The 18,474-nt window shown below is 54.4% G+C and carries 16 protein-coding genes; 4 read left to right on the top strand and 12 right to left on the bottom strand.

Annotation, left to right across the window (positions count from 1 at the left end; all coding sequences use genetic code 11):
* Positions 1-140: 140 nt before the first annotated feature.
* Together NYE69_RS09395 and NYE69_RS09390 are read right to left on the bottom strand one after the other, a co-directional pair.
* The gene (locus tag NYE69_RS09395; protein ID WP_316560756.1) at positions 141-890 is read right to left on the bottom strand and encodes a PIG-L family deacetylase; all 750 of its coding nucleotides are present in this window, start codon (positions 888-890) and stop codon (positions 141-143) included.
* A complete protein-coding gene (locus NYE69_RS09390) occupies positions 887-1,201 on the bottom strand; it encodes a DUF1806 family protein (protein WP_316560757.1) in 315 nt (104 codons plus the stop codon). The genes NYE69_RS09395 and NYE69_RS09390 overlap by 4 nt, the downstream gene beginning before the upstream one ends.
* A gap of 257 nt (positions 1,202-1,458) precedes the next feature.
* On the opposite strand from NYE69_RS09390, the gene NYE69_RS09385 reads away from it, so the two are divergent.
* A complete protein-coding gene (locus tag NYE69_RS09385; RefSeq protein WP_340925939.1) occupies positions 1,459-2,376 on the top strand; it encodes an aldo/keto reductase in 918 nt (305 codons plus the stop codon).
* A gap of 112 nt (positions 2,377-2,488) precedes the next feature.
* Here the strand turns inward: NYE69_RS09385 and NYE69_RS09380 are convergent, their stop codons facing one another.
* Both NYE69_RS09380 and NYE69_RS09375 read right to left on the bottom strand, forming a co-directional pair.
* Positions 2,489-2,677 carry a hypothetical protein gene (locus NYE69_RS09380; protein WP_340925938.1) on the bottom strand — a complete coding sequence of 63 codons (189 nt, stop codon included), beginning with the start codon at positions 2,675-2,677 and terminating at the stop codon, positions 2,489-2,491.
* Positions 2,678-2,757: 80 nt separating this feature from the next.
* Positions 2,758-4,335, bottom strand: a complete 1,578-nt coding sequence (locus NYE69_RS09375; RefSeq protein ID WP_340925937.1) for a methyl-accepting chemotaxis protein — start codon at positions 4,333-4,335, stop codon at positions 2,758-2,760.
* 1,053 nt (positions 4,336-5,388) lie between these two features.
* On the opposite strand from NYE69_RS09375, the gene NYE69_RS09370 reads away from it, so the two are divergent.
* Both NYE69_RS09370 and NYE69_RS09365 read left to right on the top strand, forming a co-directional pair.
* Positions 5,389-5,574, top strand: coding sequence for a hypothetical protein (locus NYE69_RS09370; RefSeq protein WP_036625631.1), 186 nt, complete (start codon positions 5,389-5,391; stop codon positions 5,572-5,574).
* 17 nt (positions 5,575-5,591) lie between these two features.
* Entirely contained in the window at positions 5,592-5,840 is a 249-nt protein-coding gene (locus NYE69_RS09365) for a spore coat protein (protein WP_036625634.1), read from the top strand.
* Between the two features lie 162 nt (positions 5,841-6,002).
* Here NYE69_RS09365 and NYE69_RS09360 read toward each other — a convergent pair whose 3' ends face one another.
* The 3 genes from NYE69_RS09360 to NYE69_RS09350 form a co-directional block, all read right to left on the bottom strand.
* On the bottom strand, positions 6,003-9,095 hold the full coding sequence (locus NYE69_RS09360; RefSeq protein ID WP_340925936.1) for an AAA family ATPase: 3,093 nt from the start codon (positions 9,093-9,095) through the stop codon (positions 6,003-6,005).
* Entirely contained in the window at positions 9,052-10,248 is a 1,197-nt protein-coding gene (locus NYE69_RS09355; RefSeq protein WP_340925935.1) for an exonuclease SbcCD subunit D, read from the bottom strand. The genes NYE69_RS09360 and NYE69_RS09355 overlap by 44 nt, the downstream gene beginning before the upstream one ends.
* A gap of 521 nt (positions 10,249-10,769) precedes the next feature.
* Positions 10,770-11,054: a DUF6809 family protein gene (locus tag NYE69_RS09350; RefSeq protein WP_340925934.1), complete on the bottom strand. Its 285-nt coding sequence runs from the start codon at positions 11,052-11,054 to the stop codon at positions 10,770-10,772.
* Positions 11,055-11,507: 453 nt separating this feature from the next.
* Here NYE69_RS09350 and NYE69_RS09345 point away from each other — a divergent pair, with 453 nt between their 5' ends.
* The gene (locus NYE69_RS09345) at positions 11,508-11,723 is read left to right on the top strand and encodes a helix-turn-helix domain-containing protein (RefSeq protein ID WP_036625643.1); all 216 of its coding nucleotides are present in this window, start codon (positions 11,508-11,510) and stop codon (positions 11,721-11,723) included.
* A gap of 109 nt (positions 11,724-11,832) precedes the next feature.
* On the opposite strand, the gene NYE69_RS09340 is transcribed toward NYE69_RS09345, so the two are convergent.
* From NYE69_RS09340 to NYE69_RS09320, 5 genes are all read right to left on the bottom strand, one after another.
* Complete coding sequence (locus NYE69_RS09340) at positions 11,833-12,252, bottom strand: DUF1259 domain-containing protein (protein WP_340925933.1); 420 nt, start codon at positions 12,250-12,252, stop codon at positions 11,833-11,835.
* Between the two features lie 175 nt (positions 12,253-12,427).
* Entirely contained in the window at positions 12,428-13,870 is a 1,443-nt protein-coding gene (locus tag NYE69_RS09335; RefSeq protein ID WP_445744763.1) for a glycoside hydrolase family 30 protein, read from the bottom strand.
* Between the two features lie 136 nt (positions 13,871-14,006).
* The gene (locus NYE69_RS09330; RefSeq protein ID WP_340930331.1) at positions 14,007-16,043 is read right to left on the bottom strand and encodes a beta-glucosidase; all 2,037 of its coding nucleotides are present in this window, start codon (positions 16,041-16,043) and stop codon (positions 14,007-14,009) included.
* Positions 15,970-16,683, bottom strand: coding sequence for a glycoside hydrolase family 3 N-terminal domain-containing protein (locus NYE69_RS09325; protein WP_340925932.1), 714 nt, complete (start codon positions 16,681-16,683; stop codon positions 15,970-15,972). The genes NYE69_RS09330 and NYE69_RS09325 overlap by 74 nt, the downstream gene beginning before the upstream one ends.
* 638 nt (positions 16,684-17,321) lie before the next feature.
* Entirely contained in the window at positions 17,322-18,425 is a 1,104-nt protein-coding gene (locus NYE69_RS09320) for a glycerol dehydrogenase (protein WP_340925931.1), read from the bottom strand.
* Between the last annotated feature and the right edge of the window lie 49 nt (positions 18,426-18,474).

The raw sequence follows: 18,474 nt of genomic DNA, 5'->3' as shown, positions 1-18,474 counted from the left end.
CGGACGGATATCGCTGGAATAAAGACATTTTTTGCCCTTATGTTTCCGGCCTTGACCAGCCACTAAAATAGAACTAAAAAAACACAAAAAAACGCACTGTCGCGGCCCTGGACAATGCGTTTTTTGTGTGTCCGATCAGATCAGGAAACGAACAAATCGTCCGCCTTCGCCGTTTCCGCTGCACTCCCGGCACTCCCGGACGCCCCCCGGCGGTTCCCTCTGATAAAATATTCATACCGCCCCAACCGTTTAAGCGCCTCTTTGTCCGGCTGCCAAACCCAAGCCTCGATCTCCGACTGGCACCGATGGTCCCGGAACGCGGCCAGCTTGGCCGGCAGGTGGTTTTGCACGTCGACTTTTACGATATCGCCGCGGGTGTAGCCAAAAACCTCCGGCCGCTCCATGGCGTCGCCGAAAGAAATGAAATACAGCGCCCCCCGCTCGCCGAGCCGCCGGAAGGCCGCCGTCGTTGCCTTGCCGATGGCGCAGTGGTCGGGATGCCCGCCGAGGCGCTCGTGAAAAGTAAGCACGACGTCCGGCTCAATCTCCTCCATCAATCCGGCGATGCGGCCGATCAACAGCTCCTCGTCGATAAACTCGACCGTTTTGTCGCGAATATCCAAAAACCGCAAATCGCGGATGCCGAGGCTGGCGCACGCGTTCCGCAGCTCTTGCTCCCGGGCCGCCCCCATCGTCTCGCGGTTCAAATACGGAGGATTGCCCATGCGCCGTCCCATTTCGCCCCGCGTGGCGCTGACCAATGTGATCTCCACGCCCTCATGGGCGTATTTGGCCAAGGTCGCTCCGCAAATAAAGCTCTCGTCGTCCGGGTGGGCGAAGACGGCCAACAGTTTGCGCGTCCGCTGTTCTGTCACATTCGTTTTGTTCATTCCGGAAACGGCTCCTTTCCAAGATGCAGGGCGACGTTCATCCGCCCCCGCTCGTCATAGCCCGCCAGCAAAAGGCGCCCCTGCTCGTCCGCTTCATAATGGGTGAGCTCCTCCATGCGCAGCCAGCCGTGCCCGTCAAACCGCAGCGCGGCCCGGTAAGGACCTTCCCCGGCGATAAAAGCTTCCGTCACGCTCACTTTGAAATTGCGTGCGAACATATAGGAAGTCGCCTCGCTATGCACATACGCTTCCGCGCCCGCAAAAGCCCGGAGCTCCTTCTCCACTTTCTCCCTGTCGATTGGTTTCATCATCACTTGCATTCCTTTACCGCGTATTTTTTTCGTGCGCCTGCACAACCAACCCTGCTTTCTTTTTCACAGTACCATTATACTAGCCTTGTCCGGATTCACAATAAGTTAAATTTGCGGCCGGCCTTGAAAACCGCAGGTTCCCTGTGCCAAAATAATGGAGGGCCGGGCTTGTTTGGCACGATATCCTGGTATCGCTTACATATAATCAAAACCGGGCAGCCCGGCACCTAATCCGCTTAAGGAGGAATCACGAAAGAATGAGAACGATCAAGCTTGGAACAAGCTCGCTGGAAGTGCCGGTCGTGGCCGTCGGCTGCATGCGCATAAATTCTTTGGACAAACCCGCGGCAGAACGTTTTGTGCAAACCGCGCTGGAGGAAGGGGCCAACTTTTTCGATCACGCCGATATTTACGGCGGCGGAGCCTGCGAAGAAATTTTCGCCGAAGCCATCCATATGACGAGCGATGTCCGGGAAAAGATCATCCTGCAGTCGAAATGCGGCATTCGCCAAGGAAGCTTCGACTTTTCCAAGGAGCATATTTTGGCCTCCGTCGACGGCAGCCTGAAGCGGCTGAAAACCGATTATCTCGACGTGCTGCTGCTGCACCGCCCCGATGCGCTGGTTGAACCCGAAGAAGTCGCCGAGGCGTTCGAGCTGCTCGAAAGCTCCGGCAAGGTGCGCCATTTCGGCGTTTCCAACCAGAACCCGATGCAGATCCAGCTGCTGAAAAAACACGTCAAACAACCGCTCGTGGCCAACCAGCTGCAGCTCAGCATCACCAACGCCACGATGATTTCGAGCGGCATCAACGTCAACATGGAAAACGATGCGGCCGTGAACCGCGACGGCAGCGTGCTCGATTTCTGCCGGCTGCACGACATTACGATTCAGCCGTGGTCGCCGTTCCAATACGGATTTTTCGAAGGCGTGTTCCTGGGAAGCGATAAATTCCCCGAGCTCAATCAAAAAATCGACGAAATCGCCGGCAAATACGGCGTAACCAACACGACCATCGCGATCGCCTGGCTGCTTCGCCATCCGGCGCGGATGCAGCCGGTGACCGGCACGATGAACACCCGGCGGCTCAAAGACTGCTGCAAAGCGGCCGACATTCACCTGACCCGCGAGGAATGGTACGAAATTTACCGCGCGGCGGGCAACGTGCTGCCGTAAAACTTGCCGCCATAGGTAAGGGCTGATCCGGCAATATATTGAAAGCAAATCGGCAAAACGGATGCCCCCGTAGAGGGAAGCATCCGTTTTTGTTTTTTCCGCCAAAGCAAGGTCAGAGCTTCTCGCTCCGCTTTTGCAATTGAGCGATCGCCGGCACGGTAAACCGGGCCAAATTGCCGGAAAGCCGGTCCAGCGAAAACCAGCGCACTTCCCCGATGGCGCCGCCCTCCTCCATATTGCGCGGCTCTCCGCCCGTCACGGCCGCTTCATACAACGCCGAAACCCAATGATTCCCCTTCACCCTATTCCCCCCACCTTTCAATAAACACACATGAAACACACTTGTCCATAATTATAAGTCTTAGGGAACGGATGCTCCAATTAAAATTTGAATCGTTCCACCGATTTGCCGAGTTGATCCGCGATGGACTCCAGCTCTTTGGCGGAGGCCGATACCTGCTCCATATTGGCGAGCTGCTGCTGCGTGGAGGCGGAAATTTCCTCTGTGGACGCCGTGGCCTCCTGGGCAATCGACGCCATGCTTTCGATCGTCTCGATCACTTCGTTTTTATCTTCGTTAACCTGGGCAATGCCGCTGATTAATACTTCGATTTCCTCGGTAACCAGCTGTACCGTGCGATCTATCATGTTGAAAGCTTCCCCGGTTTCCAAGGACGCGGCGTTCGTCCGGTTGATAACTTCGGCTCCCTGCCGCATGTAGCTTTTGGCGTCGGCCACGGCCGCGCCGACTTCCCGGACCATGTCCTCGATCCCTTGAACCGACCCTCTCGTCTGCTCCGACAAAACCCGGATCTGCTCGGCGACGACGGCAAAGCCGCGCCCTTGTTCGCCCGCTCTGGCGCTTTCAATCATGGCGTTCAAGGCGAGCAAATTCGTTTGCCCGGCCACCGCTTTGATCACCGCCGCAACCTCCGTAATCGCTTCCGATTTGACGCTGAGCGCGTTCACCTGTTCTTCGATTTTCAAGGTGGCCTCCGCATTTTCGCGGATGGCCCGCTGGAGCTGCTCCATGCTGTTCATGCTGGCCTGGTTGGCTTCCCGCGTCTGTTCAATGCTCGCTTTCATCCGGTCCGCACGTTCGGTCAGCGCCATGATTTCCGCCGCCAGCCGGTTAAGCCGGTCCAGCCCGGCCTGTGAATTCGCCGCCAAGCCGCCGGAACCGGCCGCCAGCTCATCCGCGGCTTTGGAGATTTCCCCGCTCGCATGGGAGGTTTCATCGATCATGGCGGCAAGTTCCCGGGAACTTGCGAACACCTGGTCCGCGTTCTTCTGAATCGTTTCGACCATTCCGCCCAGCGTTTGCCGCATATGAGCCAGATCGCCGGCCATCGCCCCGATCTCATCTTTGCCGCGGTGGGTTAATTCGGCGGTGAAGTCCCCTTCGGCAAAGCTTTTGATCCGCTCCGACATCATGGCGATCGGCCGGATCATTTTCCGCGCCAGGACCAGCCCGATGCCCGCCGCCAAAACGAAAATGAGCAGCGAAAGCACAAGCGTTTCAAGCTGCGCCTCGCGGATTTGGCCGTACATGCTTTTCAGCGATATCCCCACGTTTAATGCCCCCGAAAGCTCCGGGCTGTACGTAAAATCCGTGGAAATATTGTACACTTTCTCTCCGCCGGCCGTTTCCAAAATGCGGCCCTGCGTTTCCTGCCGCTCAACGACCGCCGACAGATCGCTGCCGGTGTTGGCCGCCGAAGCCGAAGAGACAGCATCCGCTTCAGCGCCTTCCCCCTCCGTGCGCAGGCTGCTGTCCGAAACGATCACCTGCCCCTTAGCATCAGCAAGCGAAATGTAGACGATATTGCCGCCGCTGTCCTGTTGGATCGTCTGGAACACCCGCTGCAATTCCTGCAAATTCAGCAGCTCATCCTTGACGATTTCCCGCTTGATGTTGGCCACAAGAGTCGTCCCGTCGCTTTTCATTTGGCCGGTCATCGATCTTTGAATCTCCGTGTGCGAGACCAGCGCAAAGGACACGGCGCAAACCGCTATCAACGATAGCAGGACGGCAAGTATTTTTCCGGTTAACGATCTAAAAAATCCGATCCGTCCGGAGGAATGCAACGGCTTGTTTAAGTTGCCTGGGTAGTTTGGGTTGTCCGGGTAGATTGGGTTGTCTGGGTTGTTTGGCCTAGCTGTTTCGCTTGGCTTGACTGGCCCGATCATAAAGTTCGCCACCTTTTTACGATGATTTACACAACAAAGTTAGGCTCAAAACCGAGATCAGTGCTTGACGAATATTGTGACTTTGGCTCCATGGATTCCAGGATGCCGGACTGAGATGGCTGTCTATATACAGCGTTCGTGTCCTGGTGTCCCTGCATGTTGCCTTGCACGATTATCCCTTTCGTTCAGGGGCAAGGGGGGGCTTGTATAAGGGATAAAGAAAAAATGAGAAAAGGAAAAAATGAGGCGGTTCAGGTGATCTTCTTCTCCCGAATATACCTCCTTCTCTTGAATTTATCTTCTTCTCTGCTTCCTGACCAAATGGGATAATCGTGCAAAGCGTCCGGACAGCGGATGTTGATCTGCCGACCACCCCACCAGCCTTCCCTGTCCTCAAGCCTTCAACGCCCTTCCGGCACTTCTTGCCACGATTGGTTGCCGGCTTAACTGTCAAGCATTGATTATAAGGTTGAGTCCAAAGTTATAAGCGAGACTACTAAATTTTAACAATTACTTCTAAAATTTCAGTGACTATTTTCATAATATCTATGACTTAGGACACGGGTTAGCAAAATGTTGGAGATTAGAACAGCAGCATTTGAGGATGGCAAGTCCGGGAACTGACCGGGAACTGACGCGGAAATTTATAGACAATGGAATGCATTTTTGCAGTTGATTCGGTCCAGGCCATAGTTTCGAACGCGAGCCGTCACAATTCATTCATCATTCGCCCTTTCCTGGAGCGGGAAAACGCGGCTGCCCGCATATTTGTCCGCAATCGGAAGACAATAACCAGTGAGTACCAATGAAAGGAGCGAGAGGATGGCCCAAATCAATCAAGTGGAGCTGCAAAACCTGCGGCATCTGATCGGCGCCCACGAGACGGAAAACCAAAAGATGCTGACCTACGCGCAGCAATGCACCGATCCGCAGGTGAAAGCTTATTTTGAGAAATCGGCCCAGGCCGCGTTAAACACCAAACAGCAGCTGATGTCATTTTTGAAATAGGGAGGAGGCAGGTCAACATGATGCAGGACAAAGAAATGGTCAACGATGCGCTTTCCATGGTCAAAAGCAGTTTGACGACCTATACCAACGTAATCTCGGAATGCGCCAATCCCCAGCTGAGAGCCACGATTCAGCAGATCAGAAACAACTGTGAAGCATCGCAATACGAGCTGTTTCAGCTCGCCCAATCCAAAGGCTTTTACCAACCGGCCATGATGGCCGACAACCAGGAAATTCAACAGGTGAAGTCGCAGTTGGGCAGTTGATATCAGGGAATTTACGAACGCAAAAAAGATGGCCTCGGTAACCGCCGAAGTCATCTTTTTCTTTACGTCCTTCATCAAATTACGAATCGAGACTCAACTTATGATGTCTTATGATTAATAATGCAAAATAAGCGAAAAAAACAGACGGCCGCCAACCGCAAATCAGGTCAGCACAAAACGCGTGTGGCTGTGGCCTTCTTTCGTTTTCTTGACCTCGAGAATGGCCGGGATCGCCTGCTTCAGTTCCTGCACATGCGAGATGACGCCGATGATGCGCCCGGATTGCTGCAGGTCGATCAGCGTTTCGATCGCCTTGTTGAGCGATTCTTCGTCCAACGAGCCAAAGCCTTCGTCGATGAACATCGTTTCCAGCGAAATTCCGCCTTCGTAGGCCTGAATCACGTCGGCCAAGCCGAGCGCGAGGCACAGCGAGGCGTTGAATTTTTCCCCGCCGGACAACGTCTTGACATCGCGAAGCTGGCCCGTGTAATTGTCGTACACGTCGAGTCCGAGGCCGCTCTGTTTCCCGCGTTTCTCCATCCGATCGCTGCGGACGAGATAAAATTGGCCGCCGGACATCCGGGCCAACCGCTCGTTGGCATGGTGGATGATTTTGACCAAAAATTCAATTTGCAAATAACGCTCGAACGAGATTTTTTTGCTGTTCTCCCCGCGCACGACGTCATACAGTCCTTTGACCAGCCCATGCTCCCGTTCGGCTTCCTGCCACGTTTGCTCCGCGCGCACAATGTCCTGCTTGCTTTCCTCCGCTTTTTTGCACTGGGTTTCGGCCAGCAGACACTCCTTCCGCAACGTCTCCACTTGCCGCTCCAGCTCTTGCAGCCGCAGTTCCATGGAGGCCAGGTCCTGCCGCTTCTTGTCGGCCAATTGCGCCTTCATTTCCTCAAGCTGGGCCCGGTTGGCGGCCACGGCGGCGTTATAGGCTTCGATTTGCTCTTTCAGCGCCTGGCGTTCGGCATCCGCCATTTTTACGGCTTTATACTCTTCCTCCGCGGCGAAGCCGGCCTGAGTTAAAGCTTGGGCATAACTTTGCCGGGCCTTCTCCCGCTGAGCCCGGGCGTCCGCAAGCTGGCTCTCCGCGTGGCTCAGGTTTTCCCCGGCTTTGATGCTCTGCCCGTTCGCTTCCTGGTAGCGCTGCTGCGCTTCATGCCAGGCCGCCTCCAGTAAAGTCTTCCGCTGCTCCGCCTGCCGAATCCGCTCTTCCAGCTGATTCAAGCTGCGCGCATCCTCGGGCAAGGCCGCCAGCGCCTGATCGAACAGCGCCTTCTCCCGCGCATAACTTGTCTTCTGCTCCTGGCTGGCATGGTCGGCCCGCTCTTTTCGCAACCGCAGCTCCTCCAACCGCTGATCCAGAGCTTCCAGCTCCTTGCGCAGCTCCAACAGCCCGGCGTGCTGTTCCTTGAGCGCTTTTTCCTCGGCGGCCAACGCTTTCCCTTCCTTCACCAGTTCGTCATAAACAGGGCGGATGTCAGCGGGATCAAATCCATGCTCCCGCACCTCCTGCAGCCGCTCGTCCATTTGCCGCCGCGTTGCGGCGAGTTCCGCCTGCGCTTGCAGGTAGGCTTTTTCGGCATCCGCTTTGTCGCGGCGCAGCCGGTCGAGCGCTGCTTTGTCCGGCGCATCTCCCGAAGCTGCCGCCTTCTGGGGATGATGAACGCTGCCGCACACCGGGCAGGCTTCGCCGTCCTGCAGAAGAGCGGCGAGTAAACCCGCCTGCCCTTCCATCCAACGCTCCTCCAGCGCCGTATACAGCTCGTTGGCATGTTCGTAAGCCGCCTTCGCCGCCTGCTCGGTTTCCCGCTCTTTTTTCGCTTTTTCGGACAGCTTCAAATACTCTTGCACGATCTGGGCCTGCTGCCTAAGAATAGCCAATCTCGCGGATTTATCCGGCAAAAAGGCCACCCGCTCTTCGATTTCTTTGACCCGGCCCCCCTTGGCGGACCGCTCCGTCCTTAGCAGCTCTAACTCGCGCTGAACTTGCTCCGCCTGCTTGGACAGCTTCTCGGCTTCCGCGGCGAGCACGGCGACAAGCTGCCGCTTGGCGTCAAGCTCTTTGACCGTCGGCAGAAAGCCCTGCAGCCGGTCAAGGTCGCGCAAAGCCTGCTCCCTATCTTCCTTCCTGCCTTCTTCCTCGGCATACCGGGCCGCCGCCGTCTCCAGCAGCCGCTTGGCCGTCTCGTTTTGGGCCTGGGCCGCTTCCAGCAGCTTTTCTTTTCGCGCCAAATCGTCCGCCGCTTCCGCATCATGCCGTTCATACACCTGCAAATGCACGGCCTGCTCCGCCCGCTTAAGGCGCGCCGCTTTTTCCCGGTATTCCGGCTCCTCCTCGGCCAGCTGCTTCCCGGCTAAGGCTTTCTGCTCGAGAAGATCAAACTGCTCGTTGATGCTTTTGGCCTGATGATATAACGCCGTTTGCCGCTGATGCTCGGCCGCTTCCCGCTCGAGCTGTTGCTTTTTCTCGTTGGTCTGTCCGGCGTAATAGGCGATCTCTTGATCCAGCGCCTCGAGCACCTGATGGGTATTGTAATATTCCTGCCGAAAAACGGTATGGAGCGCGGAGCCTTCGCGCCCGCCCAAAGCGCTTTTGACCTGCTCTATGTACAAATCCCGCGTCTTTTGCAGACTGTGGCAAATTTGCTGCATTTCCTTGCGCTTTTCGTTGAGGTGGTCGGCGACGAGCTTGTACAGTCCGGTCTTGAAAATCCGCCGCAAAATCTCCTCTTTATTCTCCGTCTCCGACGTCAGCAGCTTGCGGAATTCGCCCTGCGGCAGCATAACGATCTGGATGAACTGCTCTTTGGTCAAGCCGATGAGCTCGCGGATTTTTTGGTCGATTTGCGAAACAATCTGACGGTCGGTCAGAGGGATCTCTTCTCCATGCGCCAATTCATACAGCTCGTACCGGTCGCCCGTCGCCACCTTGTTGCCCGCTTTAACGTGGGCAAGCTGCCGGAACACCCGGTATACGTGCCCTTTTAGCTCGAATTCGTAGTCCACCGAGGTGTATACCTGATCGTCCGCGAAGTGGCTGCGCAGCATCTTGCTGTCATTCCGGTCTTCGCCGCTGGCGCTGCCGTACAAGGCAAAACAGATCGCGTCGAAAATCGAGGTTTTGCCTGCCCCGGTATTCCCGGAAACCACAAACAGGCGATGTTCCTCCAGCTCGGAGAAATCGATGACTTCCGTATCTTTATACGGCCCGAACGCCGTCATCGTCAGCTTCAATGGCTTCATCCCGTTCCCCTTCCTTCAAGACGATTTCCTGCAGCGTCTCGGCAAACAGCCGTTCCGTTTCCGCGGACGGCTCGTCGCCCGTAACTTCCTGATAAAAAGCCCTGAACAAAGAATACCCGTCCATCTGCGCGCGGCCCTGGGTTTCCTGCAGATCTCCCGTCAGGCTGCGGATCGCCTGTTTCCGCTCCACATGCATGGCGTTCGGATACACCGAGCGCACCCGTTCCATCGGGGACAGCACCAGCGCCTCGTCCAGCAGACGCACAAACACGTAATCTTCGTTGACGGGATGGCGCTCGATATCGGCGATCAGCCCTTCCACCGTGCGCATATCGCGCCTTGGGACAAGCGGCCGCTGCTCCACCCGCGCCAGCCCCGCGCCGTCCACCTCGACGACCAAATATCCTTTCCGGTGATGCTCCTCGGAAATCGAATATTTTAGCGGCGAACCGGCATAACGGACCGTTTCATTAGCGACATGATGCGCCTGATGCAAATGCCCCAGCGCCGTATAATGAAATCCGGCAAAATGCCGGGCGCTCACATGCTCGGCCCCGCCAATCGCCAGCGGCCGCTCCGAATCGCTGGTGTTCGCTTCCGGCTCCCCGTGCGGCGTCACGAAGGCATGTCCGACCAATACATGTCTCGCGCCCGGATCCATCGTCCGTTTGATCGCGTCCGTAATGACCCGCATCGCGTCATCATGGGTGCGGACTTCCTGCTCGCCGAACGTCTGCCGCACTTTGCCGGGTTCGGTATAAGGGACGAGATGGAAATGAACCTCCCCATGCTCGTCGCGAAGCACCACCGGTTCAAACTGGGAGGACAGCACCCCCGCAATATGTAATCCCGACGCCCTCATGATGCGATGGCCGAAGTCCAGCCGCGTCGGGCTGTCGTGATTCCCGGCCACCGCCAGCACCGGCACCTTGAGCCGCAGCACGATGCTCTCCAGCACATCGTCCAGCAATTGCACGGCCTCCGTCGGCGGAACCGCCCGGTCGTACAAGTCGCCCGCAATGATTACCGCATCCGGCCGCTCCGCTTCAATGTCTTTTACAAACTGCTGCAATACGTGCCGCTGATCCTCCGTCATATATACGCCCTGCACCAGTTTCCCCAGATGCCAGTCCGCCGTGTGAAAAATTTTCATCAGCTTCCGACCATCCTTTCTGTTCTATGACCAAAACACGATCCTAGTATATTTATACCTCGTCGGTTTCTATTTTCGTCTAAGCAACTCTATTATATCAGAAGATTCAGCTCAAAAAGCTCCAAATGCCCCGTGGTTCCAGCTCCCCGGCCGCCCCAAATACCAGTGGTTCCCACGCCACGGCCGCCCCAAATGCAAATGTGCAGTTGAAATAAGCTAAAATCGGTAAATTTGCCCAATGAAATGCAAAAGTGCAGTTGAAAATGAGGTTTGGAGACAAGTTTGATCAAAATGGCAAAAATCGCCTGCACTTTTGCATTTGAACCCGTATAAATGGCCTGATTGGGGCCGAATGAACTGCACTTTTGCACTTCGTTCGCTTGCGGGGTAACGTGAGGAGATGGATACTTCAGACTAGTTATATAATTACGGCTAAGCACGGACTTTCTAAGGATTTCCCATGGACTTCACTCGGACTTACGTCGGTGCAATCTCGGCGTATCTAACGATCGTTATCTACACTACAACCCAAGCCCATCCTTAGCCGAATACACATCGATCATCATCAGCGTCCCCAGTTGAAAGCCGTTCACAAAAGAAGCTGCAGCCAATAACGATTCCGATTCGAGACGAAAATCCAGCATAACCTCAAGCTGCTTAAACTCATTAGGCGAAAGCTTCTCTTTCCACATTTGTATGGCCTCGGATAGTTTTCGATTTACGGCTCGGTACTCGGGATCTGCAGGGACAATCGTTGCCTCCGGGTGGATTTCACCGCAGTATAAGGCTTCCAGCATGCTTTTCATTTTCATCTTCCTTTCGTAGTGGGTCGCGGCGCCTTGAAAGAAAGACATACACATGTTAAATTTAGGGTGCAGTCTGTCGATCAGGCAACTGCGTGGCGGAAGTGGCGAATTCTTTTGTGGGAGTGAGCCACTTCCCTTTCTTATGCATGGTCGTCCAGTTTCTCGATGCCCCGTCTCATAGCCTCGTTTCTAGTCACCTTATGCTTTGCTGCATAGCGTTCGAGGATATCATTATGCCTCTTATCAAGCCGCACCGTAAGACCGATTTCTTTCGGATTTTCCGAAAAAGGACGCCCTATTTTCTTAGCTATGGATTTCACCTCCCAAAATTTATTACTCTTAAGAGTAAAATTCCTGTTACCAATATACTACTCTTAAGGGTATAGTTCAATACACTTTTTTCCGAACTATGCTATAATAATTGCGTTTACTCTTGAAGGTAATGGAGGAACTATGAAAATTCGTATTCGCTTACGGGAAATTCTCGCCGAACGGAATATTTCGCAAAGACAATTCGCCCTGTCGATGAATATGCGGATTGCGACCATCAACCATCTTTGTTCCGATTCCGTGGACAGAGTCTATATCCGCACGCTGGAGCAGATTTGCAATGCTTTGGAAATTACGGTCGATCAACTGATCGTGTCCGTGGATGAGAATGATCGATAGAGACCGCCCGATTGCGCCGCGGCAAAGGTCCGTAAAATGACAAAGTCCTCAAACCGATCCAACGGGTTTGAGGACTTTTTATATGGCAGCTAAGCAACGTCGGTATTCCTTACGGTGTTACAATCCGGGTTGTCAAAACGTCCAACGCATTGCGAACTTCTTTGGCAAATACCAAGGGTTTCTCTTTCTTTTCAAAATGAATATACCAAAGGTTGGGTTTATCAAAAAGCCAGTGGTTATGCAAGGCCGTTACCTTTATATTATGCTTTCTAAGACGGGTGATAAACGGATTGATTTCAGCGGTCAGGATCACGGTTTCTCCGAGACAAAGAGCGCGTCCGTCTTTACCGATGCTCTCGAAAGAGAATGCTTGGGGGATCGCCAGAAACGATCTGCTTCGCTTGCCCAGAATAATAGGTTTAATATTATTACGGACTCTCGATGCGGTGCAGACGCCGTTAATAACTTGAGGTGTTGCACCAAGGATTGCCGCAAACTTACGGCAAAGCGGACTTGGACTTACTGCCATTAAACTCAACTCCCTCATATAAAGTGGTCATTCCCCTCACAATATATGAGACCTAAGCGTCTATTTCTTGGATAAATAGACAAGGAAGATAGCACATTTCCGGCCGGAGCGAGCTCTGGCCGGATGAATTATGATATTTTTCCGTCGGCCGGTTTAAAAACCTATTTCTTAAATCTTAGCCCGGCCACCTGAACGTGACCGCTGAATGTGAGGGCAGCGAGTAGACGAATGAACGCGATTTCCAGACCACCTTGACGGTGTGCGGCGTCTCGCCGGTATTGGCGGCGATCAATACGATCGTGCCGTCCGCGTTGCGGAACGCCACGTTCTCGATGTCCGCTTCGGCCGGCGAGGAATCGATCCGGACCGCTCCGGGACCTACGAATTTGCTGGCATGGCCCAGCGCGTAATATTCCGCATTCCGGGTGACCGCCCCATTCTCCGGGTCGATGGTCACGACGCCGCGGCAATCCGCGCAGCCTCCGTTTACCGGGCCGCCTTCCGGATCTAGGGCCAAGTTCCAGAGCAGAACTGTCTCCGCCCAGTTGCGGGTGGCGCCGATGAGCAGCTTGGACATCAGCCAGCTCAGGTTATTCCCGAAATCCTTGCTCCAGCTCCCGCCGCTGCATTCCGTAAAATAGACCGCCTTGTCCGGGAACGCGTCATGGATTTGGGTCATGACATCCGGCTCGCCGCTGTAACAGTGATAAGCCGTCCCCTCCGTGTACTTGTTCGCCTCCCCGTCGCCCAGCACGGTTCGCGCATACGATTCACCGAGATCCCAGTTGTGATCGAAGGCGATAATTTTGGTGCCCAGCCCGCTCTGCTCAAGGGCCGGGCCGAGGTAGCCGCCGATAAACTTCGCCTGCTCCTCCGCCCCCATGCTCATGCTCGGATAATCCGGAGTGGTGAATTCGGGTTCATTTTGCACCGTAATTGCATTGATCGGAACGCCCGCCGCTTCGTATGCCTGAATATATTTGACGAAATAGTCGGCATAGGCGCGATAAACCCGCTCGTCGGTATAATTCAAATACCAGCCGTTATATACGTTTTCCCCGTATTTCATCCAGGGCGGAGCGGTCCAGGGGGTGCCGAGAACCTTGATTTGCTGATTTTTATGGATGATTTCCCGCAGTAGGCCGATGACCCGGGCGTCCCGCCGAACAGAGAAGTTGTTCAATTCAAAATCCGATTCTCCCGGAGGAACATCGTCATAGGTGTAACTGCTCGGCTTGCCTGATTCATCCACCGAAAAATCGGAAGCGCCGATCGTATGGCGAACGTAGCTGAGCCGAATTCCGTCTTCCGTAAACAAATCGTCCAAAAGCCCCTCCCGCTGCGAAGCGGACAGCTTCCCGCCGATCAAATAAGCGCTTGAACCGGTAACGGCCGCGCCAAAACCTTCAATCGTCTGATACTGCCGGCCGGCATCCACTTCGATAACTGTGTCGGCGGGCTTGTCTGTCCCGCTGAAGACCGATACCGGCTGGGGTGTCAACAGATTTTTCCGGTCGGGAGTGGTAAGCCAGGATTCCGCGGTCAGTTCCCCGGCCGGAAAGCCAGTGCGGGACAACTGCAGGCACAGCAGGACGGCAAGGCACGCGATAAAAACCAAAACAACCCGGTAGCGGATAAGCGTCTCCCCCTTTCTCTTGACTTATAGACAGAAAGAGCCGAAGCGAAGTACTGCGGCTCCTTCTGCTATGCGGTTTATTCCGTCCTTAAGCGGATGACGGGCGTACAACAAGATGTTATTTCCCCGACGGGCTTCCAACCATCACGCTGGTATTCAAGCGAATGTCCTCGGAAGAGCTGCCGATATAAATCGGAACTTTGCCTTGCGGCATCACCCATTCGCCCGACTGCTCGTCCCAATAAGACAGCGCTTTGGGATCCAACTCAATCTCCACCCGCTTCTGTTTGCCCGGCTGAAGCTCGACCTTGGCCCATCCGGCCAGTTGTTTCGGCGCCATTTCAACTGCGGCCGGCAACTTGCCGGTGTAGACTTGCACCACTTCCGCCCCAGCTACCTTGCCGGTATTGCGTAAGTTCAACGACACCTTGATTTTACGGTCGTCTTTATTGCCGCTTACCTTCACTTTCGCGTTGCGGTACTCAAAATTCGTATACGACAAGCCATGTCCGAAGGCAAACGCCGGCTTGATTCCGTTATATTCGTACCCGCGATAACCAACCATCACGCCTTCACTGTAATCGGCCTTACTGTCGATGCCCGGGAACTGCTGCTCGGTCGACACCGGCGTGTGTTCATCGTCCACCGGGAAAGTCACCGGCAGCTTGCCGGAAGGATTGACTTTGCCGAACAAAATATTGGCGATGGCATGGCCTTGCTCCTGTCCGGCATACCACGCTTGCAGGATGCCTTTAACGTCCTGCCGCCAGGTGTCCATTTCGACCGCTCGGCCGCTCATCGAAATGACGATGGTGTTCGGATTGGCGGCGGCCACCTCGGCAATCAACTGATCCTGGTTGTTCGGCAGCTCCAAATCGGAACGGTCGATATACCCTTCGCTCTCATAAGTGCGAACCACAACGATGGCGACATCGGAACGCTTGGCGAGATCAACCGCCTTCTGCATCGTCAAGTCGACGGCTCCGGCGGGCGGCTCCCATCCGAACCGGATCAGTCCGCCGAAATCGGAATCCAGGTTGTCCGGCCAATCCGTACGGTATTCGATGCGGACATCGTGTTTTTCTCCGGCGGCAAGGTTCACCTTGGCTTTGCTTGTTTCCACCTTTTCGCCTTTGTTGTCGATCAGCAGCTCGCCGTCAAAATACAGCTTGCCGGAGCCGATGCTCGTAATGGACAATGTGTACTCGCCGGTTTTCGGCGCGGCGATGGTGCCCGTCCAACGGGCCGACATCATACCGTTATATTCGTTGGGCAGCTTCGTCAGTTTCTGGGATTGTCCATTAAGCCCATCATAGTTATAAAAGCCGAGATTCATATTGACTTGGCGGTCCGTGCGGGTAAGCGACGGCTCGCCCTCCATTTTGTTGTTGGTCCAGTATTCCCCGTACAGCCCCGATTTTGCGGATGACCCGTAAGCGGACGACTTGCCGCTATCCGGGAACAGCATGGAAGCAGGCACCGCGGACGGTCCGTTAACGATATCGCCCGTGGAAATCGGGTCGGTTCCCGGCGCATACTCCACTTGAACCCCTTTTCCGGCCTGCTCCCGGATCGCTTCAAGCGGGCTTACGGTATACGTCGGCTGGACCAAGGAACTGCCGCCGACCGTCGCGTAGCTGTCCGCGTCCGGGCCGATGACGGCGATGGAGTCCAGCTTGTCCGCATTCAGCGGAAGCACGTTGTCTTTGTTTTGGAGCAGCACCATACCTTCCTCGGCCATTTCCAGCGCTGCCTGACCATGTTCCTTGGCAGGGATCTGCACATTCACGGCCGGCTTATCGAACAATCCTTTATCAAACATCTGTACTAAGATTCTTCGGGCCATTCCGTCGATTACATCTTCTCCGACCCGGCCGTTCTTAACGGCAGCCAGCAGCTTGTCTCCCCATTCGCCATAAGGTTTGCCCGGCGTTTCTAGGTCGAGACCGGCCAGCGCCGACTCCGCCGTGCTTAGATTGGCACCGTAGTCGCTCATTATAAACCCTTTAAAGCCAAGGCGTTCTTTGAGAATTTTCGTCAACGCCGTCTCATTTTCGCAGGCGAAGACACCGTTGATCCGATTAAAGGAGCACATGGCGGAACCAAGGTCGGCTTCTTGAACCGCAGCTGCAAACGGACGCGAGTAAATTTCCATGATCGCCCGTTCGCTTGCCCGTGTATCGACCGCAAACCGGTCCGTCTCCTGATTGTTCAGCAAATAATTGCTTAGCGGTGGCAATCACCGGATACTTCTGGACATTTTTCACATATTCGACTCCAAGCTTCGATTGCAACAGCGGATCTTCACCCAGCGATTCAAAATTGCGGGAGCCCCAAGGCAGCCGTGCGATATCGAAACCCGGTCCAAGCAAGACGTTATGAGTCGTATTATACGCCTCATTGCCGACCAGATCTCCGTAGCGCGCTGCCGTTTCCGTATTCCAGGTGGCTGACAGCGCGATCGGCGTCGGAAAAGCCGTTGATTTTTTACCCTGAATTTCGGAGTTCGCTACACGGACGCCGGTTGGACCGTCGGCCATGGTCAACGCGGGGATTCCCAAGCGTTCAATCGGGGCATTGTAAAAGCCGTAGTTGTTGTTAACGTCCCCCGTTACAAAATCGATCTTCTCCTCAAGCTTCATTTCCCGAAGCAGCAGCTCGGTCCTTTCCTCAGGGGATTTGGACGTGTCGAACCAAGGCTGTTCGGCATTTGTCCCGGCCGCTTTGACCGTGCCGAACGGCGAAATGATTGCGGCCGAAGCGATCACTGCAGCGAGCATCATACGAAACAGCATTTGTGATGTTTTTTCACTGGTTGTTCTCCTCCTAATGCATAATCGGATGCTGCAAATTTTTTCGTCGGTTGCCCTAGCTCCTCTCCGTCTCTTAACGGTATGTACGCAGGCGGAGCAACCGATGGAGCTGACATGCTTTGGGCAAATTACGTGTTCAAACGCTTAATACAAATTGCTCACACGTGAAAAATAAGATTTAGTAACGCTTCTCATCCCGGGCGTGTTTGGGAGCGTCCTATCTGCCGACCGACGAATGCCATCATTTTCTGGTGCGTACTCTCGGCTTGAACCGCCGCCCTTGCATGCTTAAATAAAACGTTAAGCTAAAAATTCGCTGAATGCACTACCTAAAAAATGGAATGCCTATTCACATATCTGGAAAATAATATAAGTAACCGTTTTATTGTAGGACTTTATAACTTAAAATTTTGTAACTTTTATGACCTTGATAAGACTGAAGTTTCAAAAAAATAGTGCTTATTTTTCCGGAATAAGTTACAAAAAGTTAACTATTGAAAATTAGAACAAAGTAACTAAAGTACAAAGAAAAAGCGAAAGCGCACGAGTTGCATGCACTTCCGCTTTTTGGATTTTCTCCGGCTGATTTCGCCCTGCGATATAACGCTGAACCGATCGGTTTAAGCCGAACCCACCTGCTTGCTCAACACATCAACCGCCAAGATGGCGTTGGCTACTTGCTCGGCCGTGATTTCGTTCGACAGATTCACCATCGTTTCATTTGGCTGCGTGGCGGCTTGGCCCACTTTAAGCAGTTCCTCAAAAGTCACATGTTCCAGGTGCAGTTCCTTCAAGGTTGTCGGAAGCCCCAGTTCCTGGTAAAAGTCAATATACTTGATGATCTCCGCCTCAGGATGCAGTTCCAGCATCAATTGAACCAACGTGCCGTAGGCTACTTTTTCGCCGTGGGTTAAGTGATGGATATCGCCGGACAACACCGTAAATCCGTTGTGGATCGCGTGGGCCGCCGCCAAACCGCCGCTTTCGAAACCGAGGCCGGACAGCAGGGTGTTCGCTTCGACAACCGCCTCCACATGCCGGGTGACCAGCCCTTTTTGCACAGCTTGATAAGCGGGAATTCCGTACTTGAACAGCGTTTCTTCACAGGCTTGGGCAATCGCTTGCGCGGCAATGCTCGTTTTACCGCCGGACATGGCGGTACCGTTGCTTTTTACCGTGGCGCGCACTTCAATCCAAGTTGCCATCGCGTCGGCGATCCCCGAAGCGAACAGGCGGGCGGGCGCTTTTGCCACAACGGCGGTATCGACCAGAACCAAGTCGGGATTTTTATGGTAAAACCGGTAGGACTCGAATACGCCTGCATCGCTATAGATTACGGACAAAGCGCTTGTGGGCGCATCGGTCGACGCCGTGGTCGGAACGATCACCACTTTGGATTTCAGTTCGTCGGAAACGGCCTTGGCCGTGTCCAGCGTTTTGCCCCCGCCGACGCCGATGACGAAATCGACGGATTGCGACCGCCCCTCCTGGGCGATGCGGTTTACTTCATTGGAAGAAGCTTCGCCGTTAAAAGAAACGAAATGAAATTCCTTTCCCTCCGCGGACAAGCTTTGCTTGATCACGTCCCCGGTAATGCCCCAAACCACCTCATCGGCGATGATCAGCGGTTTACGGCCCAGCTCTTTAATGTGTTTGCCCAGTTCCTTGAGCGCTCCTGCGCCCTGAATGTATTTGCCCGGCGAGATAAAAACGATGTTTGCCATTGCGATCGCTCCTTACGTGGTTTTTGTTCATATTCGGTTTTAACATGTG

The organism is Paenibacillus sp. FSL R5-0527 (genome assembly GCF_038008055.1).
GTDB classification, from domain to species: domain Bacteria; phylum Bacillota; class Bacilli; order Paenibacillales; family Paenibacillaceae; genus Fontibacillus; species Fontibacillus macerans.
Note: the sequence above shows the minus strand (reverse complement) of the source record. Positions and strands in the feature narration are given on the sequence as shown.